Genomic DNA, 22,984 nt, shown 5'->3' on the forward strand with positions numbered 1-22,984 from the left:
ACTTAAATCAAGCATTAGTGGTGGAAACGATGACTTCACACATCCATTGTCAAAATTGCAGTATGGCGACGTTATGTTTGCCTTACTTGCTCAGTCCAGAGCAGACCGAAAAGCTCGACACGATTATCCAACGGCATCGGCCCTTACAGAAACGAGATCTTCTGGTTAATAGTGGTCAGAAGCTCTCGTTCTTATATGCGGTTCGCTCGGGCTCACTTAAGTCGTATACGCTTGACAGTCAGGGCGGTGAACAAATCATTGATTTTCATTTGCCCGGTGATGTTATCGGCTTTGATGGTCTGATTGATGGCCAACATCGAAGTTACACTCAAGCTCTGGAAACCACCATGCTATGTGAGATTCCGATTCAATCGCTGGACCAACTTTCAGCCGAGCTACCGGGGTTACGTAAGCAATTGCTCCGCGTAATGAGCGGTGAGCTACATGCCAGTAAAACCTTACTCGGAACCTTAAACCATCATTCGGCACAGCAGCGGTTGGCGAATTTTTTGGTGACATTATCTTCTCGCTTTAAACAACGCGGACTCTCCAGTCGAGAGTTTCGTCTGAGTATGACTCGTGCTGACATTGGTAATTACTTAGGCTTGTCAGTGGAAACAGTGAGTCGTATTTTGACGCAACTACAGCAAGACGGTGTGGTTGCAGTCAAAAGCAAGTTAGTAGAGATACGTGAGTTAGAGCGCTTACGCGCCCTAACCCTTTAAGCTCTCGTTATTGGCACGAGCCGCAACAAAAGTCTTTACCATGTTCAGGCGCAGCAGCTTGCGGCTCACGGAACAACACTTCGTTTTCCAAGGCAATATGCTGTTGCAGGTCTTCGGCCAGTTCACGCGTACCTTCGTACAGCATAATCCAGCTACCGCATGCACCGCGTGGTGCATTGCCATTGTTCGTTAGGTTGGCAAGCTTTTTAAGCATTAGGTCGTGTTCAGTGTGCTCTTCTTCCATCACCGCAATGGGCCCATTTGGGTAAACACCACCGGCCAACATCGGGAACAAAATCTGTTCCTCTTTCATCATGTGACTTTCAAGCTCGTTAGACATTTCTGTGAGCAGGTCAGCTAAGCCAGCAGGGCAAGCAGGATGATCATTGTGAACACCTTCAACTTTACGAGCTAATTGAATGAGTTCAGGGAGTTGCTGACGATGTTTTTCGTGAAAGTTCGCTAACACAAATTGAATGAGCTCTTTCGTTGACGCATCGCGCCATTGGTTAATCAATTGTTGGTGCATAGTGGCATCCTCAAAGGTAAAAAAACGACTGTGTGTCTTACACTTTGCAATTTAGATGCCAGATCTACCTACTTTGATTTATATAGAGTTTCGCAGCTTAATGGTAAATTAGACCCATATTTGAACGGGTGATTCCCGCCTAATTGGGTTATTTTTACCATGAACAACACATCTTTACTTGAAACCCTTGTCGCCGACTTAATTAATGAGTTACCAGCTGTGGTGCGCTTACAAAAACTAGTGGCTACCTTACGTCGCCACTTTAGTTGCGGTGCGGTGGTACTGTTACAACAAGATCAGCAAGTGCTGCGCCCTATTGCGAGTATCGGACTGGTACGAGAAGCGCTTGGACGACGTTTTATTACCGCGCAACACCCACGTCTCGCGGCCATTTTATCGGCGCGTGAAACCGTGCGTTTTGAACCAGATAGCACGTTGCCGGACCCATACGACGGACTCATTGAAGACAGTCCAGACGGGCATCTAGCGGTTCACGACTGTATGGGTATTTCACTCTACGTTGAAGGTAAATGTTGGGGATTACTCACCCTCGATGCACTTGAACCAGGTACTTTTGGCGTTGACACCATGCGTGAACTACAACGTGCCAGCTTGATGGTTGAAGCGGCGATCCGTATGGGACAAATAGAGCAAAGTATTCGCGCGCTGCGCAGTAGCCGCCGTGATGGCGAAGCCGCACTGCAAAACGAAACTTCTGCAAGTTCAGAAATCATCGGTCACAGCGCCGCGCTGCAGCAGGTATTGCAGGAGCTTGAAGTCGTGGCGAGTGCCGATTTACCGGTGCTATTACTAGGTGAGACAGGGGTTGGTAAAGAGCTTTTTGCCCGCCAACTCCATCGCTGGTCGCGCCGCAGTGAGCGCCCATTAGTTTATGTCAATTGTGCTGCTTTACCTGAGTCGTTGGCTGAAAGTGAGTTATTTGGTCATACCCGCGGCGCGTTTTCCGGCGCAACCTCTGAGCGTGCAGGGAAGTTTGATAGCGCCGACGGTGGCACCTTATTTTTAGATGAGGTGGGTGAATTACCAGCAGCTATTCAGGCGAAGCTTCTGCGTGCCCTACAAAACGGTGAAATTCAACGGTTAGGCAGTGATACCTCGCACAAAGTCGATGTTCGCATTGTCGCCGCCACCAACCGCGACTTACAGCAGCAAGTCAAAGACGGCGACTTTCGCGCCGACCTTTATCACCGTTTGAGTGTGTACCCCCTACCCATACCGCCACTGCGCGAACGTCGTGAAGACATTTCCTTGTTGGTTGGGCACTTCTTAGAGCTTAACCGTGCACGGCTTGGTTTACGGGCACTGCGCTTAAGCTCGGCAGCCGAACTGGCACTAGTGCAATACGATTGGCCCGGTAATGTTCGCGAGCTTGAACATACCGTCAGTCGAGCGGCCATTAAAGCGCTTAGCCAAGGTGCCGAGCGCAACGATATTGTCAGTGTCGCGCCAGAATTGCTCGACTTGCCTAACGCGCCAAGCGCCAGCTTCAAAGTTGACAGTGACGCGCTGAACACGACCAACATGAATTTGCGTGATGCGGTACAGCAGTTGCAAACTCAGTTGATCGAAAAGGCGCTAAAGCAGACAGACTATAAATGGACGCAGGCGGCACGTATACTAGAAATCGATCCAAGCAACTTACATAAGCTCGCCCAACGGCTGGGCTTAAAATAACTGACAATGAGAGCTGAATGACCGTCTTATTACGAATCATGTTGTGGCGTATGCTGGCGATTTTTGCGCTGCTGTTAGGGGTCATTGGTTTACTGCTGCCGATTATGCCGACCGTACCTTTTTTGCTCGTCGCCGCCTGGGCTGGGGGCAAAGGTTGGCCGGTACTTGAAGCCAAACTGCTTGCACACCCCAAATATGGCCCGCAGATTATTGCTTGGCGCCGCTTCGGCGTGGTGAAACGACAAGCCAAGGTGATTGCCATTGTGATGATGAGCGGCAGTGCAGTAATGCTTAGCTTCAGCCCGGTTCATATCGCTCTTAAAATCACCGTGATCGGTATCATGTTGGTGGTCGCGTTATGGTTAAGCTGCCGCCCTGAGCAGAGCCCTGCTGATACCACGCACAGCAAAAAGGTTTCTTCTGATGACGCTACCTGAACTAACGCGTGAGCAACTGCTGCGCTACAGCCGCCATGTGATGCTGCCAAACTTTGATCTCGAAGGCCAAGAGCGTCTGCTGGCAAGTCGCGTACTGGTCATCGGCATGGGGGGACTCGGTTGCGCCGTGGCACCTTATCTAGTGGGCAGCGGGATTGGTCAGCTAACGCTCGTCGATGACGATGTGGTCGATAAACATAACTTGCCGCGACAAGTAGTGTATCGACCTGAAGATATCGGCATCAGCAAAGTACAGGCAGCCAAGCAACGACTGCAATCACTAAATACCGACTGTACCATCGAGGTTCTCGCCGAGCGGGTCGATGCAGCAACACTTTCACAACTCGTGCAGCAGCACGACTGTGTCATTGACTGTTGTGATAATTTAACCACTCGCAATGCCATAAACGCCGCTTGCGTTGAGGCTCAAACGCCATTGGTTTCCGGCGCAGCGATTCGCTACGAAGGCCAATTGAGTGTGTTTTTAAATCAGCAGCAAGGCCCTTGCTACCGTTGCCTTAGCTTATTGTTTGGTGAGCAACAACTAAGTTGTATGGAGTCGGGCATACTCGCGCCCGTCGTCGGTGTGGTTGGCACCATGCAAGCGGTTGAAACACTGAAGCTGTTGGCCCAAGTGGGCGCACCCATTGCCGGGCGGGTACTGTTGTACGATGGCTTACATGGCGACTGGCAAAACTTTAAGCTCAGCCGCCATCCTCAATGTCAGGTTTGTGCCGCTTAGCCTGGTCGACCGTCGGCCCGCGGCAGCGTTAGAATTGGCAGATACACCACCACGTAGATCAAATAGGCCAACACCCAAGCCGCGCCAGCATAGAGATACCATTGATAGGTTGCCTCAGGCCAGATCCATGCTGCAAATACACGTAGTAGCGCCGCCAAAATTAGCAATAAGAACGCAACTGACATAATCTTTTTCGGCTCTAGCGGGCGTCCACTATGACCCAGGGACACCCGTGCTAGCATACTCAAAATCATATTCCCCATGGCGCCAGCAGTTAATGCATGGGTTGCGGTGCTTACACTTACGCCTCCCGTTGCGTGATGCCATGCAAACAAACCGAGACCGATAGGTAAAAACCAATAGGCGACATGGAACGACCATAACAAGGGGACCCGAAACGTAATCCAGATCTTCCAACGGGCACAGCGAATCGCCAGTAACAGCGCCGCAAAGCCATAGAGTACCGCCATTACCATATCGGGCATCCAGCCGCTGAGCTGGGTAATTTGCAGGGCAAATATAAGCCACAAACTACCTAAACAAAGCCGATCAAGCCAGGCAATTGGCTGTACTTTTTGCGTCATGGTGCCGTTGGCGGTGAACATTGGTAATACTCGCCCACCGACAATCGCCATAAGTAAGGTAATCAAGAGTACCGCGTTCTGGCTGCCAACCTGCTGCCACTCAAAGCGCCCGGTCATACGTCCGTAGTACATCAACGCATTACAAAGCGTCAGTAGAAGTAACACCGGCACAAAAAATAGATTGCGCTGCTGTTTTACCGAAATCAGAGGTATCGCCATTAGAATGGCGGCCATAGGTAGAAACGCTAGGTCGAGTGCAATGGGGACAATCGGCGGCAAATGAGCGCCAAATAAGAGGCTTATCCGGCCTAATAACCAAATTGCAGTAAGAATGCCTAAGGTTTTACCGTGTGTTGCCCGCATTCCCGTCCAGTTTTGTACGGCGGTGAGCAAGAACCCCACAATAATCGCTGCGACAAAGCCAAAAATCATTTCGTGACTGTGCCAAAACATCACGTCGGCAAACACCGGTAACTGTACCGAGCCGCTTAGCACCCACAACCACAGCATCATTGCCAGCGCACTAAAGGTTGCTCCGAGCAGGAACATAGGGCGAAAAGCTTGCCGCAATAGCGGCCACATTTTTTCTTCGACTTGCAGGTCGGTAATTTGTAGCATTGGGGGTCACCATTAAACATACATTTTGTATCTATGTTTATACCATAGGTTTAGCTAAATTCCAGCATGTATTCCTAGGGATACCTCTTTAAAACGGCTTCCATGAGGCACCTCAAACCACTTTACTACCTAAGGGGTAGTCACCCCCGAATTCATTCACGTAGCGCTAGTTTCAGCGCTATTACTAAAGCAGTATAGACTAGTTAACACACTGATTAAAAGGGCTTTTGACAGCTATCAGCGAAGCGATATTTCAGTAAACTTGAGGCAGAAATTAAACTTCGTGCCAAAGGAGCATGATCATGGCTACACCTCAATCGCAACTGAGTAAGTTTGACCGCTATCGCGCGCTTGGACTCTCAACTTTTGCGTTTACCCTGTGTTTTGCAGTGTGGACGATTTTTTCCATTATCGGTATCCAAATTAAAGACGACTTTAATTTGACCGACACTCAGCTCGGCTTGTTAATGGCAACGCCGATTCTAACCGGTTCCGTGAGTCGAATGTTTCTCGGCATTTGGACCGACCGTTTAGGCGGCCGCTGGGTTTTCGGCGTACTGATGCTCACCACCGCACTATGTGTGTACTTACTTACCTTCGCCAATAGCTACGCAATGTTACTTGTGGGCGCACTCGGTGTCGGTTTAGCTGGCGGTGCGTTCATCGTGGGTGTCACTTATACCTCGGCGTGGTTTGATAGTAAGCAGCAGGGTACGGCATTAGGTATCTTCGGGGCCGGTAATGTTGGCTCAGCAGTGACCAACTTCGGTGCGCCTTTCTTACTCGTGGCTCTTGGTTGGCAAGGCGCGGCGCAAGTTTACGCGACCGTCATTGGTATCATGGGTATCGCCTTCATCGTGTTGGCCAAAGAAGATCCGCTAACCCAGCAACGTCGTGCGCAGCCTAAGCAAAGCTTTATGGAGCAAATGGCACCTCTGGCGGAGCTTCGCGTTTGGCGCTTTAGCTTGTACTACTTTTTCGTATTCGGCGCATTTGTGGCACTAGCACTGTGGCTTCCCCACTACTTGATGGAAGTTTACGACTTAAGCATTCAAGAAGCCGGTATTATTGCCGCGTTGTACACTATCCCAGCCTCACTGTTCCGCGTGCTCGGTGGTTGGATGTCCGACAAATACGGCGCACGCCGTGTTATGTACTGGACATTAATTGCCTCAGCGGTTTGTACCTTTATGCTTAGCTATCCATCGACCGAGTACATTGTACAAGGCGTAGATGGCGAAATTCGTTTCCAATTTGAAGTTACTTTAACTGCCTTTGTATTACTTACCTTTGTGCTCGGCTTCTTCATGTCACTTGGTAAAGCGGCCGTGTTTAAGCATATCCCGGTCTACTACCCGAAAAGTGTCGGTGCCGTAGGTGGTGTGGTTGGTATGATTGGTGGCCTTGGTGGTTTCCTGCTACCACTCACTTTCGGTATGCTCAACGACGTGATTGGCGTATGGCAAAGTGTCTTTATGTTGCTGTTTGCCATCACTGTGATTTCACTGCTTTGGATGCACTTTTCAATTCTTCGCGCTGAACGTGTTGAAATTAAGAGTGATACCACCAGCACTGACCTACCTGAGTTGTCGACCCCCGACTACTACACGCTGGACGACTGGCGCCCTGAAGATAAAGGCTTCTGGGAGTCAACCGGTAAAAAAATTGCGACACGCAATTTATGGATTTCGATTCCAAACTTGTTCCTTGCCTTCGCGGTATGGACCGTATGGAGTATCTTAGTCGTTAAAATGCCGCAACTTGGCTTTACCTACTCGTCGAACGAACTGTTCTGGCTGGCAGCCTTACCGGCATTGTCCGGTGCGACCCTACGCATTTTTTATAGCTTTATGGTACCCATCTTTGGTGGCCGGCGCTGGACAGCGATTTCAACTGCATCCTTGCTGATCCCTTGTATTTGGATTGGGTTTGCCGTGCAAAACCCAGATACACCGTACATGATCATGCTCATTTTGGCGTTATTGTGCGGCTTTGGTGGCGGTAACTTCTCAAGTTCCATGGCGAACATCAGCTTCTTCTATCCACAGAAAGAAAAAGGTGCTGCGCTTGGCATGAATGCGGGTCTTGGTAACCTGGGCGTCTCAGGCATGCAGTTGCTCGCGCCATTGGTGATTGCCGCTAGTGTCTTTGGACCTTTCGGTGGCGACCCACTGGTCATTCAAGAAGGTGCCCAGGCAGGTACGGAACTGTGGCTGCAAAATGCCGCATTCTTATGGGTCCCGTTCATTGCGATTGCCGCTGTTGCTGCTTGGTTTGGTATGAACGATATTTCGTCAGCCAAAGCTTCTTTTAGCGACCAAGCCGTGATTTTCAAGCGCTCACACAACTGGATCATGAGTATTCTTTATCTCGGTACTTTTGGTAGCTTTATCGGCTTTGCCGCTGGCTTCCCGCTGTTATCAGGAATGCTGTTCCCAGAGGTAGATCCAACCAAGTATGCGTTCCTTGGCCCATTAGTTGGTGCGTTAGCGCGACCAGCGGGCGGTATTCTCGCCGACAAACTCGGCGGCGCTCGGGTCACATTCTGGAACTTCTTACTGATGATTGTGGGTGTGCTGGGTGTTATTTACTTCTTACCACTTGGTGAGAGTGCCGGTAACTTCGGCGGCTTCTTTGCAGCCTTCTTAGTACTGTTCATTGCCACCGGTATTGGTAACGGCTCAACCTTCCGTATGGTTCCGGTCATCTTCTTGAATCAACGCAAACGGGTTCATGGCGACACTGATCAAGCAGTGAAAGAGGGTAATAAAGAATCGGCAGCGGTGATTGGCTTTATCTCAGCGTTTGCAGCCTACGGTGGTTTCTTTATTCCGAAGTCTTACGGTACCTCGATTGCCTTAACCGGCGGCGTATCTGCAGCGCTGTACTGCTTTATCGGCTTCTATGCTGTATGTACGTTGATGACCTGGTGGTTCTATTCACGTCGCAACGCTCCTAACCCTTGTTAGGAGCTTCGACAAGTTAGCCCGTACGAGTTCATCGTGCGGGCTATTTTTTTGGTCTAAAAGGCTGAATGACGGTTTCGTCACACTCAAGATAGGGGCCGTCCATCAAGTCAATGCAATAAGGCACTGCTGGGAATACGGCATCGAGGCATTGGCGAATGGCTTTGGGTTTGCCCGGCAAGTTAATAATCAAGCTACTGCCCCGCAAGCCAGCGGTTTGACGTGACAAAATAGCAGTAGGTACATATTTCAACGACTCGGTACGCATTAACTCACCAAAGCCGGGCATCATTCGGTCGCACACTGCCTCTGTCGCTTCTGGTGTGACATCGCGTTTAGCTGGGCCGGTACCACCGGTGGTTACCACCAGGCAGCAATGCTCATCATCCACTAATTGCTTTAACGCGGTTTCGATCTGTTCGGGTTCATCGGGAATCAAGCGATAGACTGGCTGCCATGGTGACACCAAATAATCGTGCATGGTGCTTTCAATCGCTTTCCCTGAAATATCTTCATAAACCCCAGCGCTTGCGCGATCGCTGACGGTGACAATACCAATACGGGCGGTGCTGTTAGCAGTCATCTTCCATCCTTTCGTTCACCTGGGCCAAACCTGCTAGTTTGAGCCAGTAACCATTACTTTCATTGCGGGCTAGGCGATAGGGCCGCTGACCGTCTTGGTTCATACGAAAGCGTTGCAACCAGGTCAGGCTATCACTCGGTTCAGGGCTCAAGCGTAGCATATCTACCAAGCCATGCATGCCTTGTAGCTGATTAATCAGGTTATAACGTGAGCCCGACTGGGTTTGAATACCATTGAGTACAAACACCTCGGTGCCGTCTTGACTGGTCACCGTGCGCCCTTGTGGATACTTGATACAACACAGTTCACACTGATCTTTGGCGCGGTTTTCAGAGCGCGCGGTAAAACAGCGTCCCGACCAAGCGAGTGGCAAATGACCGAAGCCCATGAGCTCTGTTTCAAAGCAGTCGCGCACACTTTCAATCATTGGCTCGGCTAGCAACTCTGCCAGCCAGTCGCGTGATAACTCCGCCGGTATCACCCAACGTTTCATCCCCATACCAATGAAACGGCGCAAGCTATGTTGATTATAGATTTGCAGCGCGGCGCCACCGACAAACGGCAACTTCTGTTCGTTTAGCAAACTAATTGCGCCCACGTCGTTGGCTTCCACTAAAAATTCACCGTTATCGCAGTATTTACGCAATTCACGTAACTCCGAAGGTGCCTCAAGTAGGGTCATGGTCGACAAACAAACCTGCTTGCCGGCCTCACGTAGTTCTTGTGCGATGCGAAAATAGTCGTCAAATTTTAGTTCTCGCCGCTTACTACAAACGGCTTCGCCCAAATAAACGCAATCAACATCGGAATCGGCCACCTCACGATAGAACTTTTCCACCTCTAGGCGTGGCCAAAAATAAAGAATAGGTCCAAAAGAAAATTTCATAGTTACTTCCATTTACGGTGGTAGGCGCCAAGGGTGGTTTGGCTACCTTCAGAAAGGTTGGCCAATACTGCGTTCCATTCGTCTTGGGCGGTAAAATGGTCAGGGTCTGTCATCACTCGGTCGATGGCCTGACGCCATACCCGAGTAATTTGCGCGACATAGGCAGGGCTACGCTGCCGACCTTCTATTTTTAAGCTAGCGATACCTTCTCGATAAAGCTCGGGTAACAGGTCTAGGGTATTTAGACTGGTCGGCTCTTCCAGTGCGTGATAGGTATCATCACCGACTTTGAAACGGCCTTTACACAGCGTGGGGTAGCCTGCGGTTTCATCTGCGGCAAATCGATCAATCATAATGCCATTTAAACGCGACTCGAGCCCGCCATCGGCGGTTTCGTCCCAACGCACAAATTCCGCAGGCGAGCACGCCCCAGCGGTATTCGGCGACTGGCCGGTCATGTAAGAGCTTAAATAACAACGCCCCTCAGCCATGATGCACAGGCTACCGAAGGCAAAGACTTCAAGGTCGACATCAGTGGTTCGCGCCAGTGAGCGTACTTGCTGCATCGATAAGACTCGCGGCAATACCACGCGTTTGACGTTGAACTGTTTATAAAAGTCGATCGCTGCGGCATTGGTGGCTGAAGCTTGCACACTCAGGTGCAGCTCCATGCGAGGATAGCGTTCCGCCGCATAGGCAAGCACCGCAACATCAGCGACAATAAGTACGTCGACGCCGGCGGCAGCCGCGTCATCCACCGCCTTGCGCCAGTGATCCCAGGTTCGCACATGGGCGAAGGTATTAATCGCCACGTGAATTTTCTTGCCATAGCTATGTACTAATTTTACCGCCTCACGCAAACCCGTTGCATCAAGGTTTAAGCCGGCGAAGTGGCGGGCATTGGTTTCACCTTTAAAGCCGACATATACCGCGTCAGCACCGTTTTCTAAAGCAGCTTTGAGCGCTGGCATACTGCCAGCTGGGCAAAGAAGTTCCATTTTGTTGATCCTTGTCGTAAACATACATCAATAATGAATATTATAATGTCTGGTATCTTTGACGTGGCACAAAAACGAGGCAATGAATGGTTATCACCAAAGTAGTAGAGTTCGCTCCAAGGCTGTTGCAAGCAACCTTAACTAGGGCTCCGGCGTCGTTCACCACCGCCGTCATTGAGCGCTTATTTAACCAAGTGTTTAAAGCTGACTTAGACCAAGGTTCTTTTGACTTTCTAACTGACCGCTGGGCGGCAATCGAAGTGAGAGATCTGGCGCTTAAATTTACTGTTTCAGTACAACAACAGCAGCAAAAAACACGTTTTAACATCGCGTCAAGCGTGGCGGCGCCTGATGTATCGATGCGTGTTGACTGGCCTGCGTTGTTGCAATTAAGCACACAACAGGTCGACCCGGATACACTGTTTTTTCGCCGCAAGCTCTTGTTAACGGGTGACACCGAGCTCGGCTTACAAATTAAAAACTTGCTCGATACGATTGAGTTGCAAGAGCGCCTTCCGGGCCCCTGCTATCGATTACTTAGCGAGTTTTCGAATCAAACCAACCGCGTAAAAGCTTTGACTTAGATCAAAGAAGTAACCCTTCAGGAGTATCAAAATTCTGATCTAAATCACGTAAAATCCAGATCATCAAAAGCAGTATTGCCTGGAGTAAAAACATGACAGCGGTAACTTGGGATCAAAAACTGATCGACAAATACAATATTAATGGACCGCGTTATACGTCGTACCCAACCGCGTTAGCGTTACAGCCCAACTTTCCTCACCAAAAGGTTCGCGACACTTTAGCTGGTGCCCCGCGTGAGTTGAGCTTATATATACACTTACCGTTTTGTCATAAGCTTTGCTATTACTGTGGCTGCAATAAGGTGATTACCCGTCACCAACATAAAGCAGATCGCTACTTAGACTTCCTTGCCAAAGAAATGGCGATGTACCAAACCATGGTAGGTGAACGCACTGTGACGCAGGTTCACCTTGGCGGCGGTACACCCACGTTCCTCACTGAAACCCAGTTAAGCCGACTGCAGGATCTGCTAAATCAGCATTTCGATATTAGTGCGGATGCCGAGCTGAGCATCGAGATTGACCCGCGCAGTTGCAGTGACGATAAACTGCGTCATCTTCGTACGCTTGGCTTTAATCGTGTGAGTTACGGCGTGCAAGACTTCGACGAAAAAGTTCAAATCGCCATTAACCGGGTGCAAGACACCGATCTTATTAAGCATCAGGTGCAGTTAAGCCGCGAACTTGGTTTTGATTCCATCAACCTAGACTTGATCTACGGGCTGCCGTACCAGCATCCGAAAAGCTTTACCGCTTCTATTGACCAAGTAATAGAGCTTGCTCCTGACCGTGTGTCACTGTTTAGCTATGCGCACCTGCCACAGCGCTTTTCAGGACAACGGAAGATCCCAGACAGCTCACTGCCTTCAGCACCCATCAAGCTCGAGCTATTACAACTGGGCATTACCCGCTTTAGTGCCGCCGGCTATCAGTTTATCGGCATGGACCACTTTGCTAAAACCGATGATGAGTTAGCCATTGCGCAGCAACAAGGCCGCCTGCAACGTAATTTTCAAGGCTATACCACGGCCGGCCAAGACTGTACGTTAGGTCTTGGAGCATCTTCAATTAGCCAGATTGACGGCGTTTTATGGCAAAACAGTAAAGAGCTGAACGATTATTATCGCGCCTTAGAAAACGACCAACTGCCGGTGATTAAAGGCTTTACTCTAAGTGAGGATGACCGGTTACGTGCGGCCTTGATTGCGCAATTGATCTGTCACTTTGAATTAGATACCAACGCCTTTGCGTCACAGTGGAATATGGAAGACTTTTGGTCTTATTTCTCCAAAGCTCAAACCAAGCTGCAGCCGTTTATGGAAGATGAATTGGTGACCGTTGAGGCGGGCATGATTCGGGTCACCGAACGCGGTCGGCTGTGGGTGCGGAGTATTTGTGCATGCTTCGACGCTTATCTTGATAGCGAGGCAACTGCGCCTCGCTATTCTAAAGTGGTCTAACCGGCTTAGGCGAACAGTTGAATCAGTTCGCCTTGCTTATTTACCGTTACAAAGTCGGCAATGCTGCCGGCTTTTACTTTATTGACCATTAAGGTCAGCGGTTGATCGGCTTCATCGCTTGACGGTGCTTGCCCGGCGCGGCCCGACATGCTGGCAATAAACGCGATGTCCCACTCCACACCAGTGCGCGCAGACTCTTCTAATAACGTTGAAAACTCTGTCACTTCTTCCGGTAATTTGTCGACACAAAGAACAGGGTCTAAAGCCCCACCTTGTTGCGCAGCAAAGTTCGACTTTTGACTGGCCGTGGCATCGTCCGGTAACTCAGCTTTCGCCAATACAAACAACAGCCGTTGCGGCTCTTCTTGTTGCTGTGCCGCCTTAATTAGATCGGTGTAGCTTTCAATAACCATAACATTCATCTCATTGGGTTGATTCAACCGTGGATTTTAACGCGTTTGGTCATTGTTACCCATACAACAAAAAAGGGAGCTGAGCTCCCTCTTTTGGAGTAGTTTTAGGCTAACTTGCCTGACGCCACGCGCGTTGCGCTGAGCCGACAGCATCTGCGGAATCGGCGTGCTCGTAATAACGTCGTTGGTGTTCTTGTTGACGCCCCGAACTAAATGCCGAGACCCGCTTCAAGTAACCAATCACCCGCGTGCCGTAATCGATATCTGCCGACCCACATGCTGAGCATTCACTTAAGGTGCGTTTGTCGATGTGCTCACACGCATTACAAAGGGTAATCTTAACGTTGATACAGAAGTAATTACACCCCGTTCGCGCGGCAGTGTTTAACAACGCCAAATAGCCCGGCTGATTAAGTTTTTCATCAAGGTTTAGGTGTAGTGCTGAACCACCGTCAAGATATTGAATTAACTCATCACCATGTAACACAAACTTATCGAGTGCGTTCGATTGCTCGTCTTCAACGACGTAAAAATACGAGTTATAACAATCGCGTGGCACAAAATAGCCATCTGCTTTGTCCCACTTAGCATTTTTCACGCCAAGGTTTTCTGCGGGCACAAACTCGGTGTTGAACATATAGCCATATTCCGCTTTGGCGGCTTTGTTAGCGTCGTAGATGACTTTCAGGCGGTCTTGTACGAAGCTGATATAGTCTGGATTATTGCTTGCTTCAATACCCTGCGACTCAGCGGCCTCGACCATGCCATTGATACCGATGGTTAAGAATTGTTTGTCTAGTGAAATAAAGCCAGCATCATAAACCGTTAGCAAACCGGCCGCTAAATACTCCTCCATGAGTTTACGATAGGCGACCTGGTATTTTTGAATTTTATCGATTTCGGTTGCCAGATCGCGGCCATCTTGAACCAAACGGTTCATATTGATGGTAATCACATTAATCGAACCGGTGGCAACCCCGCCCGCACCCAACGTGTAGGAAAAGGTATTGTCGCTAATTTCGCTTCGTAGTCGGCAACAAGATGCTAATGAGTCGGCATTGTCCGACAAATAGACAAAAAACGAATTACCATCTGCGAGTTCTCCCGCAATAGACTCCGCAAATTCTTGGTCTTTACATTGGCCATCTTCGGTCAGCATGGCAACGGTCACGACCGGGAAGGTGAGAATGGTTTTCTTGCGCTCTTCATTGAACCAGTCCATAAAGAAGTCTTGTAGGCCATTGACCGAGTCCCACTCAGGTTTACTGAAGTCAGGAAACACGAACTCGCCAAACATGCTATCAAAGTAGAACTTGTCATAGACCGAGATATTCCAAAAGACACTTTGGTAGCCGCGCGCTGCAGCTGGTTGATTCAACGCATACACAACGTGCTGCAAGTGATTCTTTATTTGGTGCGTGTGGGTAGTGAGATAGTCATCGCCATAATCTTTGCGCGCGAAATAATCAAAGTAGGTTAAAAATTCGACCGTTGCGACAGCGCCTGCGAATTGTGAACTTACCGCGAAAACGAAATTAACAAAACAGCCACAGAAGCTTTCTAAATGCTTCGGTGCTTCGGATTCGCCACCGAGCTTGGTTAAGCCATCACGCAAAAATGGGTACATAGTCACGGACACGCAATAGGGCTTCAAGCTGGTTTCATCGTGAACATAAATTTCATGATCTTCGATTTGTCGAACATATTCCTGCGCCAGCTGGTCATCGAATATTTCCGCTATTTTGGTACTGACTTGCTTGCGGTTGACCTGAACAAAAAAGTCTTTCATCAGTTCAGCTTCTAAGGTCGCAATATTCTTTTGTGTGACGTTGGCATTGGCGTCCATCTTTGAACCATCGGCTGCATTTTGTGCTTTCAGATAGTCTTGAATAAAATCCATTTTATGGTCAATTTGTTCAGGTAGTAAGCGCAACATTGTTGTTATCCTTCTGTTTTACACAAATAAAGTCTGGGCAAAATAGCGCGTTAAGCACTTGCCCCGTGCGTAGGTCGTAAAACCGCTGGTTGGTGCGTGGACTGCTTAAACCACCAAGCTCTGGTTGCCAAGGACCTGTTTTTAAATAAGTAAGCCGGCGTTGCAACAACGCGGGCACCGATTCTAATCCAGTGTAAAGGCAGGTATTGAGGCCCTTGGCAGCGGCCAAGTCCAATAACCGAATCAACGCGTCTTGATGCCACTCGCCACCTAAAAAGACTACCGCTGTGATAAGACCGCTATAGCGCTCGACTTCCGCCAAAAAACTAGCTTCTGTTAAAGGAGTGCCGCGATGGGCCGGCCAGCTATCAACGCTATGGCAGCCTTTGCAACCGATAGTACAACCGGTAACGGTATAGGCTAGCGCCACTTCGCCGGGAACCTCCTGAAAAACAATGTCTTTCGCACTGTATCGCATCATATCGCCTATATGGTGTTAGGTAGTCTCGAATAACACTAGATATTGTGTTTTAGCCTAGAGCAAGACACTAAATTTGCCTTGATCGAGATCAATAAAAAGCCGCATGGGTAGTTTTAACCCTGCGCGGCAAAATGACCCGCTATTTCCATAGGTCATTTATACCCAAAGAGATGGATAAACCCATAAAAAACAGCTATTTAAAAGTTGGCAAGGTAATTGCAATAAAGCGAGGGAAGACTCAATAACAAATAGGTGATGTATGGCCGGTTACAAAAAACTATGGTGGACACTCATTGCGGTGCTTGCCATTACTTTCGGTATTTTGGGGTACTTCGGTAACGAAGTATATCGTGAGGCTCCACCCATTCCGGGTAAGTTCGTTTCAGTAAACGGACAAACCCTGATGACGGAGGAGTCGATACTTGATGGACAAACTGCATGGCAATCGGTTGGCGGCATGCAGCTAGGCTCGATCTGGGGTCATGGTGCGTATCAAGCACCGGACTGGACCGCAGATTGGCTTCATCGTGAGCTTGTTGCATGGTTAGACATTGCAGCGGCTGAAACTTTTGCTGCTGACTATGACGACTTAACACCGGCTCAGCAGAACCAACTACAGTTTGAGTTAAAGCAAGCGTATCGTACCAATACCTACGATGCGACGCTTGATGAAGCCGTGCTTGACGCGCGCCGAGTGAAAGCGATTCAAGACACAGCAGATTACTATGTGCGCTTGTTCAGCGATGACGCGGACCTACAAAGCACTCGTGAAAGCTACGCAATGAAAGAAAATACCTTGCCGAAGCTTGAGCGACGTGAGCGTATGGCCGAGTTCTTCTTCTGGACAGCTTGGGCGGCCGCCACAGAGCGTCCTGGTACTGATATTACCTATACCAATAACTGGCCCCACGAACCGTTAATTGATAACACGCCAAGCCCAGAAAATATTATCTGGTCTATCATCAGCGTGATTCTTTTAATCGCTGGTATCGGCGGACTCATTTGGGCATGGGCGTTCTTGCGCAATCATGAAGAAGACGATGTAGAGATTCCTAAACAGGATCCTATTAGTCGCCTGAAATTGACGCCTTCGCAAAAAGCGCTCGGTAAATATCTATTTATCGTTGTCGCGCTGTTCACTGTACAAGTGCTGTTAGGCGGTGTTACCGCACACTACACAGTGGAAGGCCAAGAGTTCTATGGCATTGAAATCTCCAAGTGGTTCCCGTACAGCTTAGTACGTACTTGGCACATTCAAGCATCGTTATTCTGGATAGCAACTGGCTTCTTAGCCGCAGGTTTATTCCTCGCGCCAATCATTAATGGCGGTAAAGATCCAAAATATCAGAAATTTGGCGTCGATTTCTTGTTCTGGGCGTTGGTTGTGGTCGTCGCAGGTACCTTCATCGGTAGCTTCTTAGCGATTGCTCAAATTATGCCTGAGCACTTAAACTTCTGGCTTGGTCACCAAGGCTATGAATATGTCGACCTTGGCCGACTATGGCAAATTGGTAAATTTGTTGGCATCGTTCTTTGGTTAGTATTGATGATGCGCTGCGTTGTTGGTGCATTCAAAGTCAAAGGCGACAAAAACTTATTGGCACTGTTCACCGCGTCTGTCGTTGCCATTGGCTTGTTCTATGGTGCCGGCTTCTTCTACGGTGAGCGTACGCATATCTCAATTATGGAATACTGGCGCTGGTGGATTGTCCACCTGTGGGTTGAAGGCTTCTTTGAAGTGTTCGCAACAGCCGCATTAGCCTTTATCTTCAATAGTATGGGTCTGGTCTCACGCCGTATGGCAACGGCTGCTGCACTCGCGTCAGCGTCATTGTTCATGCTCGGCGGCGTACCTGGTACTTTCCACCACTTATACTTCTCTGGAACTACAACTCCGGTCATGGCCGTGGGTGCAAGCTTTAGTGCTCTTGAAGTTGTGCCACTTATCGTATTGGGTTACGAAGCGTGGGAAAACTGGAGCCTCGAGAAGAAAGCAGTATGGATGCAACGTATCAAATGGCCTCTTATGTGCTTCGTGGCCGTAGCGTTTTGGAACATGCTTGGTGCCGGCGTACTTGGCTTTATGATCAACCCGCCAATCTCGCTTTACTACATCCAAGGCTTGAACACTACGCCTACTCACGCACATGCTGCGCTGTTCGGAGTCTATGGCTTCTTGGCACTAGGTTTTGTAATGCTCATCTTGCGCTACATTCGTCCAAACCTGGCGTTCAACGACAAGCTCATGAGCACCGCGTTCTGGTGGATGAACATTGGTCTTGGCTTGATGCTATTCACCAGCTTGCTACCGATTGGCTTCATCCAGTTCTATGCTTCGGCGTCAGAAGGTCTTTGGTATGCACGTAGCGAAGCCTTTATGCAGCAGCCACTGTTAGAAGGTCTGCGCTGGGTTCGTACAGTCGGCGATGTGGTCTTCATTGTCGGTGCACTAGCTATCAGCTGGCAGGTCGTTTCTGGCTTGCTCAGCAAAGAAGGTGAACCGGAAGCTGCGGAAGCTGCGGAAGGTACTGTAGTAGAACAAAACTAGTAACTTGAGTTTGGGAGGCGCACTTTCCCCAGAGTGCCCTCCCTTTTTTTAAGCGCTGGAGGTGAGCATGACAGCAACTCAACAGCAACAACGTAAACCCAATACCATCCAAGCGATGCAGCAACTTCTCGATACCATTCGTGCAACCATACCCTTCGGTTTGAAAGAAGCCGACATGTGCCAAGGCATCTGCCGCGGCTGCTCAAAGAAAATGATGGAAATGTTAGATTCAGAAGTGAGTCAATGGCAGGTCGATCTTGATAATGAGACTGTTATTCCCACCTTTTCCGATCTTGCCTTTATGGAAAAACTTGCGCGCCGCACGCATAAAGTTATGCAGCGCAATAATTTAATACCTAGTCAAACAATAGATACGCCTGCTCAGTAACTGGGTTGTCGGCACTTACTTCGTTGTTAACAAAGCCCTGTACTTGCGCCTCACGTTGCACTTTAAAGCGACCTTCAAAGGCGTCTCTAACTTCTTGCTCAACGATGGAAAAAGGCGGGCCTTGTCGATAGCCAACCGGGTATTCGACGGTAATCAGTAGGCCTTTACTGCCGTTAGGTAGCCGGTTTATTAATAGCTCTACATAGTTTTTTCGCAGGTCTTCTGGCAAGGCGATTAGCGCCGCTCGGTCATACCAACCGTCGCACGAGGCAAGGTCGGTGGCAGTCAGGTCGAAGACATCACCAACCCATATCACCAGTTCGTCAACCGCATACTCTATAAACTTACCGCGTTGCGTGATCTTGGGCTTAAGCTGGTTTTCAGCAAAGAAGCTTTGCACCGCTAGTTCACTCAGCTCAACACCGAATACCTGGTAGCCTTCATCTAAGAGCCATAACATGTCGTTGGATTTGCCACACAAGGGCACGAACACTTGTCCAGTGGCTAATGCACTGGCAAAGTGCCGCGTCATCAGGGCGTTAAACGCGTCACGATGAAATCCAATCTGTTGGTTCTGCCAGCGTTGATGCCAAAAAGCGTGATCCATAAAAAAAGCCTCCATAGTTGGAGGCTTTAGCTTACGTTAGTTTGCTTTATTGCAACAGTGGTGAATCCGATACGGCAAAATCGAACCCTTTAATTTCAGCATCTTGAATGAGTGTATGAATGTATTGCGCAACCGCTTTACGTTCCACTTTCTCATCTAAGTAAGCTGCAATTTTGTCTTTCACTGCCTCGTAAGGTAATTGCTTACCTTCGATTTTACGGTCGACCCAAACCACGTGGAAACCATAGCGCGTTTCCACTGGATTAGGAATCAAGCCAAGATCTGCCGTGAACACTTGTCGCTCAAACTCGGCGACTGTCTGACCACGACTGACTTGTCCAAGACTTCCGGCCGTGGCACTCGACGGACACGCCGAGTGTTTCTGTGCCAATTGACCGAAGTCTTCACCTTCTTGCAACTGTTTGATAATTTGCTCAGCCATCATCTTTGCATTCACCCGATCTAACTCATCATCAGGCGCTGCAGCCAGCAGAACATGGCGTACTTCCAACAACGGTGAGGTGGTGAAACGCTCAGGGTTTTGTTGGTAGTAGGTTGAACACGCTTGCTCGTCGGCTTCTGGTATAGCAACTTCACGCTCAATCAAAGCGGCGAGGAAGTCATCATCACTCGCTTCTTTGCTTTCATCTTTTACCTTGATGCCAAGTTCTGCTGCACGCTGGCGAAATAACTCGCCAATGACAAGTGATTCTGCAGCTTTTGCCATCGCAGCTTGTTGGCTGTCAGCGGGATGATATTGCATCTCTGCTAAAATCGCCGCTTCTTCGATGGTGGCATGGTTTACGTTAATCATCGGTAACTCCTTAACGCGCAGCTTTTTGACGCACAACTTGATGCTGGCGGCGTAAATACTGTACCGGCACACTAAACATGTGAACCAGACGCGTGAATGGGAAGACTAAGAAAATCGTCATACCCAAAGTAATATGCAGTTTAAAAATCCAGTGCACGTCTGTCATGGCGGCAACTGCGGTAGTCGCATCAAAGGTTACAGTGTTCTGCGCCCAAGCCATCAGTTTCAGCATTTCTGAACCATCCAGGTGGCCTAAAGAAACGAAGATAGACAGCAAACCCAGAATCAACTGTGCGTATAACAACAGTAAGATAGCGATATCCATGGTGCTGCTGTTCGCACGAATGCGCGGGTTCTTCAAGCGACGAACAATTAGAATTGTCATGCCGTAGAAACAGATAACACCAAATAGACCACCGGCACCCATGGCAATAATTTGCTTAGCCGAAGTACTCACACCTAATACGTGCCATACTTCTGACGGCGTCAAAAGACCCACAAAGTGTCCGGCGAAAATAGCTAAGATACCTATATGAAAGGCAATGCTGCCTCGGCGTAATTGCTTCTTCTCAAGTAGCTGACTGGAGCTCGTTTTCCAGGTGAACTGCTCGCGGTCATAACGAATCCAGGTTCCAATCACTAGCACCGCTATCGCAATGTAAGGGTAGATACCAAAGAAAAATGTGTTTAAATAATTCATGGTCTTGCTCCTTAGACGTCAGCTGCGTTTTTCACGTTGCTTAATTGGTCTAGGTTCAGCGGAATATACTGATCCCGACGTTGGCTTTCAGCTGGGCGGCTTTGCGCTGTTGAACAGGTGCTCGTTGCGTCATTACCGGTGAAGGTCACCATCTCTTCTTCCCAAACTTTATCTAACTCTTTTGGCGTATCATCGCGCTTTTCGTTTTCCACTTGAGATCGCACATCAGCCAAGTCGACCTGTACTGAAGATAACTCAAGTAAGCTCTCGAATAGCACTGCGTAGTCACTTTCACGAGCTTCTAAGCGTGCGGTTAGTACCGCTAGAATATGTGCGACTTCCGCCAGACCTTCGCGCGCATTGTCGGTGCCTTGGGTCGCAAGGAACTCTAAATACAGCGGTATATAGTCAGGTAACTCTTTCACACCAATGTCTAAGCCAGCCTGTTGATACTGCTGCATCAAGTCGACCATGGCTTGTCCACGGTCACGCGATTCGCCATGAACGTGTTCAAAGAGCAGTAACGATAACGAACGACCTCGTTCGAACATACCGTCGTACTCCGACTGCCAATCCATCAGGTCACCGCTGGTGCGACGGACAATAAATGCATCCAACGCTTGCTGCTGATCTGCGCTCAACTCTGAGTTGCGCACCATGGCGCGCAACTCATCAACTAACTCAAGTAGATCCGCTTTGGGGTAATCGAGTAATAGTGAAATAACTTGTAAAACTTGCATCAGATTACTCCTTCACCGTGACCGGTATCACTTGGCGCACACTTTGTTTCTTCGCACCAAACAGGTTCACGTCGTTGTTGCCGTCGCTACAACCGTTACCAAAAGTAAAGCCACAGCTACCTTTCACATCGTATGCATTTTCAGCATAAGCACGGTGGCTGGTCGGTATCACGAAACGGTCTTCGTAGTTTGCCAGTGCCATATAGCGGTACATTTCCTCAACTTGATGCTGAGTTAAGCCCACTTGCTTCAGTACTTCGACGTCTTCAACACCATCAACATGTTGGCTACGTTTGTACGCTCGCATCGCAATCATTCGTTCTAGCGCTCGCACGATTGGGAACTCGTCACCGGCAGTCAGCATGTTCGCCAAGTAACGCAGCGGAATACGTAGCGACTTAAGGTCAGGAATCTCGCCGTTCATACCCACGTGTCCAGCCTCTACCGCGCTTTGGATTGGCGACAGTGGTGGCACATACCAAACCATAGGTAAGGTCCGGTACTCTGGGTGTAACGGTAGTGCAACTTTCCACTGCATCGCCATCATGTACACAGGTGAACGTTGCGCTGCTTGAATCCAGTTATCAGCAATACCTTCTTTACGTGCCGCAGCTTGTACCTCTGGGTCATGCGGATCCAGGAAGATGTCGAGTTGCGCTTGATAAAGGTCTTGCTCATTAGGCGTATTCGCCGCTTCTTCAATGCGGTCGGCGTCATAAAGTAAAACGCCAAGGTAACGAATACGGCCAACACAGGTTTCAGAACAGGTCGTTGGCTGACCCGCTTCAATACGCGGATAGCAGAACGTACACTTCTCTGATTTACCGGTTTTCCAGTTGTAGTAAATCTTTTTGTATGGGCAGCCCGATACACACATGCGCCAGCCACGACATTTGTCTTGGTCGATCAACACGATACCGTCTTCTTCACGCTTATAGATGGCGCCAGAAGGACAGGCTGCCACACACGCTGGGTTCAAACAGTGCTCACACAAGCGTGGCAAGTACATCATGAAGGTCTTTTCGAATTGACCGTAAATGTCTTTTTGCACCACTTCATCGAAGTTTTTATCTTTCTTACGCTTCGAGAACTCTGTGCCGAGAATTTCTTCCCAGTTCGGGCCCCATTCGATTTTCTCCATCCGCTGACCACTAATCAGTGAGCGTGGCCGTGCGACCGGCTGGTGCTTGGTGTCTTTTGCGGTATGCAAATGTTGATAATCGAAATCAAAAGGTTCGTAGTAATCATCAATTTCAGGCAAGTCTGGGTTGGCGAAAATATTCGCCAACACCCGACGCTTAGCACCGATTTTCAGTTCTAAGTTGCCTTTCTTATTACGTACCCAGCCGCCGTTCCATTTATCTTGGTTTTCCCACTCTTTCGGGAAGCCGACGCCAGGTTTGGTTTCAACGTTGTTAAACCAGGCGTATTCAACGCCTTCGCGTGATGTCCAAACATTTTTACAAGTGATGGAGCAGGTATGACAACCAATACACTTGTCCAAATTTAGCACCATGCCAATTTGAGCTCTTACTTTCATGGTAGTGTCC

The 22,984-nt window shown here is 49.0% G+C and carries 22 protein-coding genes; 9 read left to right on the forward strand and 13 right to left on the reverse strand.

The annotated features are described in order from the left end of the window. The first annotated feature begins 29 nt into the window (after positions 1-29). On the forward strand, positions 30-725 hold the full coding sequence (gene fnr / locus PSI9734_RS09230) for a fumarate/nitrate reduction transcriptional regulator Fnr (RefSeq protein ID WP_173920843.1): 696 nt from the start codon (positions 30-32) through the stop codon (positions 723-725). Positions 726-732: 7 nt separating this feature from the next. Here fnr and PSI9734_RS09235 read toward each other — a convergent pair whose 3' ends face one another. Then, complete coding sequence (locus PSI9734_RS09235; protein WP_173920844.1) at positions 733-1,254, reverse strand: hemerythrin domain-containing protein; 522 nt, start codon at positions 1,252-1,254, stop codon at positions 733-735. A 159-nt stretch (positions 1,255-1,413) separates the two neighbouring features. Here PSI9734_RS09235 and norR point away from each other — a divergent pair, with 159 nt between their 5' ends. The 3 genes from norR to PSI9734_RS09250 are packed head-to-tail and all read left to right on the forward strand — an operon-like array spanning position 1,414 to position 4,128. Continuing rightward, positions 1,414-2,949: a nitric oxide reductase transcriptional regulator NorR gene (gene norR / locus PSI9734_RS09240; protein ID WP_173920845.1), complete on the forward strand. Its 1,536-nt coding sequence runs from the start codon at positions 1,414-1,416 to the stop codon at positions 2,947-2,949. Between the two features lie 17 nt (positions 2,950-2,966). Next, positions 2,967-3,386 (forward strand): YbaN family protein, encoded by a 420-nt coding sequence (locus tag PSI9734_RS09245; RefSeq protein WP_217420775.1) that lies wholly within the window; start codon positions 2,967-2,969, stop codon positions 3,384-3,386. Continuing rightward, positions 3,373-4,128, forward strand: a complete 756-nt coding sequence (locus PSI9734_RS09250) for a HesA/MoeB/ThiF family protein (RefSeq protein ID WP_173920846.1) — start codon at positions 3,373-3,375, stop codon at positions 4,126-4,128. Before PSI9734_RS09245 ends, PSI9734_RS09250 begins: the two co-directional genes overlap by 14 nt. Here PSI9734_RS09250 and PSI9734_RS09255 read toward each other — a convergent pair. Then, positions 4,125-5,330, reverse strand: coding sequence for an NnrS family protein (locus PSI9734_RS09255; protein ID WP_173920847.1), 1,206 nt, complete (start codon positions 5,328-5,330; stop codon positions 4,125-4,127). The two genes, PSI9734_RS09250 and PSI9734_RS09255, sit on opposite strands and share 4 nt — an antisense overlap. A 302-nt stretch (positions 5,331-5,632) precedes the next feature. Between PSI9734_RS09255 and PSI9734_RS09260 the strand changes: the two genes are divergently transcribed. After that, the gene (locus PSI9734_RS09260) at positions 5,633-8,299 is read left to right on the forward strand and encodes a nitrate/nitrite transporter (RefSeq protein WP_173920848.1); all 2,667 of its coding nucleotides are present in this window, start codon (positions 5,633-5,635) and stop codon (positions 8,297-8,299) included. Positions 8,300-8,339: 40 nt separating this feature from the next. Here PSI9734_RS09260 and mog read toward each other — a convergent pair whose 3' ends face one another. Genes mog through ubiU form a run of 3 tightly spaced genes read right to left on the reverse strand, consistent with a single transcriptional unit; the run spans position 8,340 to position 10,763 of the window. After that, positions 8,340-8,879 (reverse strand): molybdopterin adenylyltransferase, encoded by a 540-nt coding sequence (gene mog / locus PSI9734_RS09265; RefSeq protein WP_173920849.1) that lies wholly within the window; start codon positions 8,877-8,879, stop codon positions 8,340-8,342. Then, positions 8,869-9,765: a U32 family peptidase gene (locus PSI9734_RS09270; protein WP_173920850.1), complete on the reverse strand. Its 897-nt coding sequence runs from the start codon at positions 9,763-9,765 to the stop codon at positions 8,869-8,871. Before PSI9734_RS09270 ends, mog begins: the two co-directional genes overlap by 11 nt. Before the next feature lie 2 nt (positions 9,766-9,767). Next, complete coding sequence (gene ubiU / locus PSI9734_RS09275; RefSeq protein WP_173920851.1) at positions 9,768-10,763, reverse strand: ubiquinone anaerobic biosynthesis protein UbiU; 996 nt, start codon at positions 10,761-10,763, stop codon at positions 9,768-9,770. Positions 10,764-10,849: 86 nt separating this feature from the next. On the opposite strand from ubiU, the gene ubiT reads away from it, so the two are divergent. Next, complete coding sequence (gene ubiT / locus PSI9734_RS09280; RefSeq protein WP_173920852.1) at positions 10,850-11,347, forward strand: ubiquinone anaerobic biosynthesis accessory factor UbiT; 498 nt, start codon at positions 10,850-10,852, stop codon at positions 11,345-11,347. Between the two features lie 92 nt (positions 11,348-11,439). After that, positions 11,440-12,807, forward strand: coding sequence for an oxygen-independent coproporphyrinogen III oxidase (hemN, locus tag PSI9734_RS09285; protein WP_173920853.1), 1,368 nt, complete (start codon positions 11,440-11,442; stop codon positions 12,805-12,807). A 5-nt stretch (positions 12,808-12,812) separates the two neighbouring features. Here hemN and PSI9734_RS09290 read toward each other — a convergent pair whose 3' ends face one another. The 3 genes from PSI9734_RS09290 to nrdG all read right to left on the reverse strand — a co-directional run bounded on the left by PSI9734_RS09290 (position 12,813) and on the right by nrdG (position 15,637). Next, a complete protein-coding gene (locus tag PSI9734_RS09290) occupies positions 12,813-13,220 on the reverse strand; it encodes a ribonucleotide reductase subunit alpha (protein ID WP_173920854.1) in 408 nt (135 codons plus the stop codon). Between the two features lie 109 nt (positions 13,221-13,329). Next, a complete protein-coding gene (gene nrdD, locus PSI9734_RS09295; RefSeq protein ID WP_173920855.1) occupies positions 13,330-15,156 on the reverse strand; it encodes an anaerobic ribonucleoside-triphosphate reductase in 1,827 nt (608 codons plus the stop codon). After that, positions 15,137-15,637 (reverse strand): anaerobic ribonucleoside-triphosphate reductase activating protein, encoded by a 501-nt coding sequence (gene nrdG, locus PSI9734_RS09300; RefSeq protein WP_173920856.1) that lies wholly within the window; start codon positions 15,635-15,637, stop codon positions 15,137-15,139. Before nrdG ends, nrdD begins: the two co-directional genes overlap by 20 nt. A gap of 259 nt (positions 15,638-15,896) precedes the next feature. On the opposite strand from nrdG, the gene PSI9734_RS09305 reads away from it, so the two are divergent. Continuing rightward, a complete protein-coding gene (locus PSI9734_RS09305; protein WP_173920857.1) occupies positions 15,897-18,185 on the forward strand; it encodes a nitric-oxide reductase large subunit in 2,289 nt (762 codons plus the stop codon). Positions 18,186-18,252: 67 nt separating this feature from the next. Beyond that, a complete protein-coding gene (locus PSI9734_RS09310) occupies positions 18,253-18,573 on the forward strand; it encodes a hypothetical protein (RefSeq protein WP_173920858.1) in 321 nt (106 codons plus the stop codon). On the opposite strand, the gene PSI9734_RS09315 is transcribed toward PSI9734_RS09310, so the two are convergent. Genes PSI9734_RS09315 through narH form a run of 5 tightly spaced genes read right to left on the reverse strand, consistent with a single transcriptional unit; the run spans position 18,542 to position 22,974 of the window. Further along, complete coding sequence (locus PSI9734_RS09315; protein WP_173920859.1) at positions 18,542-19,180, reverse strand: thiopurine S-methyltransferase; 639 nt, start codon at positions 19,178-19,180, stop codon at positions 18,542-18,544. The genes PSI9734_RS09310 and PSI9734_RS09315 overlap by 32 nt on opposite strands. A 46-nt stretch (positions 19,181-19,226) precedes the next feature. After that, positions 19,227-19,994, reverse strand: coding sequence for a peptidylprolyl isomerase (locus PSI9734_RS09320; protein ID WP_173920860.1), 768 nt, complete (start codon positions 19,992-19,994; stop codon positions 19,227-19,229). A gap of 10 nt (positions 19,995-20,004) precedes the next feature. Next, complete coding sequence (gene narI, locus PSI9734_RS09325; protein WP_173920861.1) at positions 20,005-20,694, reverse strand: respiratory nitrate reductase subunit gamma; 690 nt, start codon at positions 20,692-20,694, stop codon at positions 20,005-20,007. A gap of 11 nt (positions 20,695-20,705) precedes the next feature. Further along, positions 20,706-21,434 carry a nitrate reductase molybdenum cofactor assembly chaperone gene (gene narJ, locus PSI9734_RS09330; RefSeq protein ID WP_173920862.1) on the reverse strand — a complete coding sequence of 243 codons (729 nt, stop codon included), beginning with the start codon at positions 21,432-21,434 and terminating at the stop codon, positions 20,706-20,708. Positions 21,435-21,438: 4 nt separating this feature from the next. After that, on the reverse strand, positions 21,439-22,974 hold the full coding sequence (gene narH / locus PSI9734_RS09335) for a nitrate reductase subunit beta (RefSeq protein WP_173920863.1): 1,536 nt from the start codon (positions 22,972-22,974) through the stop codon (positions 21,439-21,441). Positions 22,975-22,984: the final 10 nt, after the last annotated feature.

The organism is Pseudidiomarina piscicola (assembly GCF_902806985.1).
In the GTDB taxonomy this organism is placed as follows: domain Bacteria; phylum Pseudomonadota; class Gammaproteobacteria; order Enterobacterales; family Alteromonadaceae; genus Pseudidiomarina; species Pseudidiomarina piscicola.

What these genes read in the sequence shown, in the direction of transcription:
- fnr (WP_173920843.1), top strand. Translation starts at nt 30, where the DNA reads ATGACTTCACACATCCATTGTCAAAATTGCAGTATGGCGACGTTATGT.
- PSI9734_RS09235 (WP_173920844.1), bottom strand. Translation starts at nt 1,254, where the DNA reads ATGCACCAACAATTGATTAACCAATGGCGCGATGCGTCAACGAAAGAG.
- norR (WP_173920845.1), top strand. Translation starts at nt 1,414, where the DNA reads ATGAACAACACATCTTTACTTGAAACCCTTGTCGCCGACTTAATTAAT.
- PSI9734_RS09245 (WP_217420775.1), top strand. Translation starts at nt 2,967, where the DNA reads ATGACCGTCTTATTACGAATCATGTTGTGGCGTATGCTGGCGATTTTT.
- PSI9734_RS09250 (WP_173920846.1), top strand. Translation starts at nt 3,373, where the DNA reads ATGACGCTACCTGAACTAACGCGTGAGCAACTGCTGCGCTACAGCCGC.
- PSI9734_RS09255 (WP_173920847.1), bottom strand. Translation starts at nt 5,330, where the DNA reads ATGCTACAAATTACCGACCTGCAAGTCGAAGAAAAAATGTGGCCGCTA.
- PSI9734_RS09260 (WP_173920848.1), top strand. Translation starts at nt 5,633, where the DNA reads ATGGCTACACCTCAATCGCAACTGAGTAAGTTTGACCGCTATCGCGCG.
- mog (WP_173920849.1), bottom strand. Translation starts at nt 8,879, where the DNA reads ATGACTGCTAACAGCACCGCCCGTATTGGTATTGTCACCGTCAGCGAT.
- PSI9734_RS09270 (WP_173920850.1), bottom strand. Translation starts at nt 9,765, where the DNA reads ATGAAATTTTCTTTTGGACCTATTCTTTATTTTTGGCCACGCCTAGAG.
- ubiU (WP_173920851.1), bottom strand. Translation starts at nt 10,763, where the DNA reads ATGGAACTTCTTTGCCCAGCTGGCAGTATGCCAGCGCTCAAAGCTGCT.
- ubiT (WP_173920852.1), top strand. Translation starts at nt 10,850, where the DNA reads ATGGTTATCACCAAAGTAGTAGAGTTCGCTCCAAGGCTGTTGCAAGCA.
- hemN (WP_173920853.1), top strand. Translation starts at nt 11,440, where the DNA reads ATGACAGCGGTAACTTGGGATCAAAAACTGATCGACAAATACAATATT.
- PSI9734_RS09290 (WP_173920854.1), bottom strand. Translation starts at nt 13,220, where the DNA reads ATGGTTATTGAAAGCTACACCGATCTAATTAAGGCGGCACAGCAACAA.
- nrdD (WP_173920855.1), bottom strand. Translation starts at nt 15,156, where the DNA reads ATGTTGCGCTTACTACCTGAACAAATTGACCATAAAATGGATTTTATT.
- nrdG (WP_173920856.1), bottom strand. Translation starts at nt 15,637, where the DNA reads ATGATGCGATACAGTGCGAAAGACATTGTTTTTCAGGAGGTTCCCGGC.
- PSI9734_RS09305 (WP_173920857.1), top strand. Translation starts at nt 15,897, where the DNA reads ATGGCCGGTTACAAAAAACTATGGTGGACACTCATTGCGGTGCTTGCC.
- PSI9734_RS09310 (WP_173920858.1), top strand. Translation starts at nt 18,253, where the DNA reads ATGACAGCAACTCAACAGCAACAACGTAAACCCAATACCATCCAAGCG.
- PSI9734_RS09315 (WP_173920859.1), bottom strand. Translation starts at nt 19,180, where the DNA reads ATGGATCACGCTTTTTGGCATCAACGCTGGCAGAACCAACAGATTGGA.
- PSI9734_RS09320 (WP_173920860.1), bottom strand. Translation starts at nt 19,994, where the DNA reads ATGATTAACGTAAACCATGCCACCATCGAAGAAGCGGCGATTTTAGCA.
- narI (WP_173920861.1), bottom strand. Translation starts at nt 20,694, where the DNA reads ATGAATTATTTAAACACATTTTTCTTTGGTATCTACCCTTACATTGCG.
- narJ (WP_173920862.1), bottom strand. Translation starts at nt 21,434, where the DNA reads ATGCAAGTTTTACAAGTTATTTCACTATTACTCGATTACCCCAAAGCG.
- narH (WP_173920863.1), bottom strand. Translation starts at nt 22,974, where the DNA reads ATGAAAGTAAGAGCTCAAATTGGCATGGTGCTAAATTTGGACAAGTGT.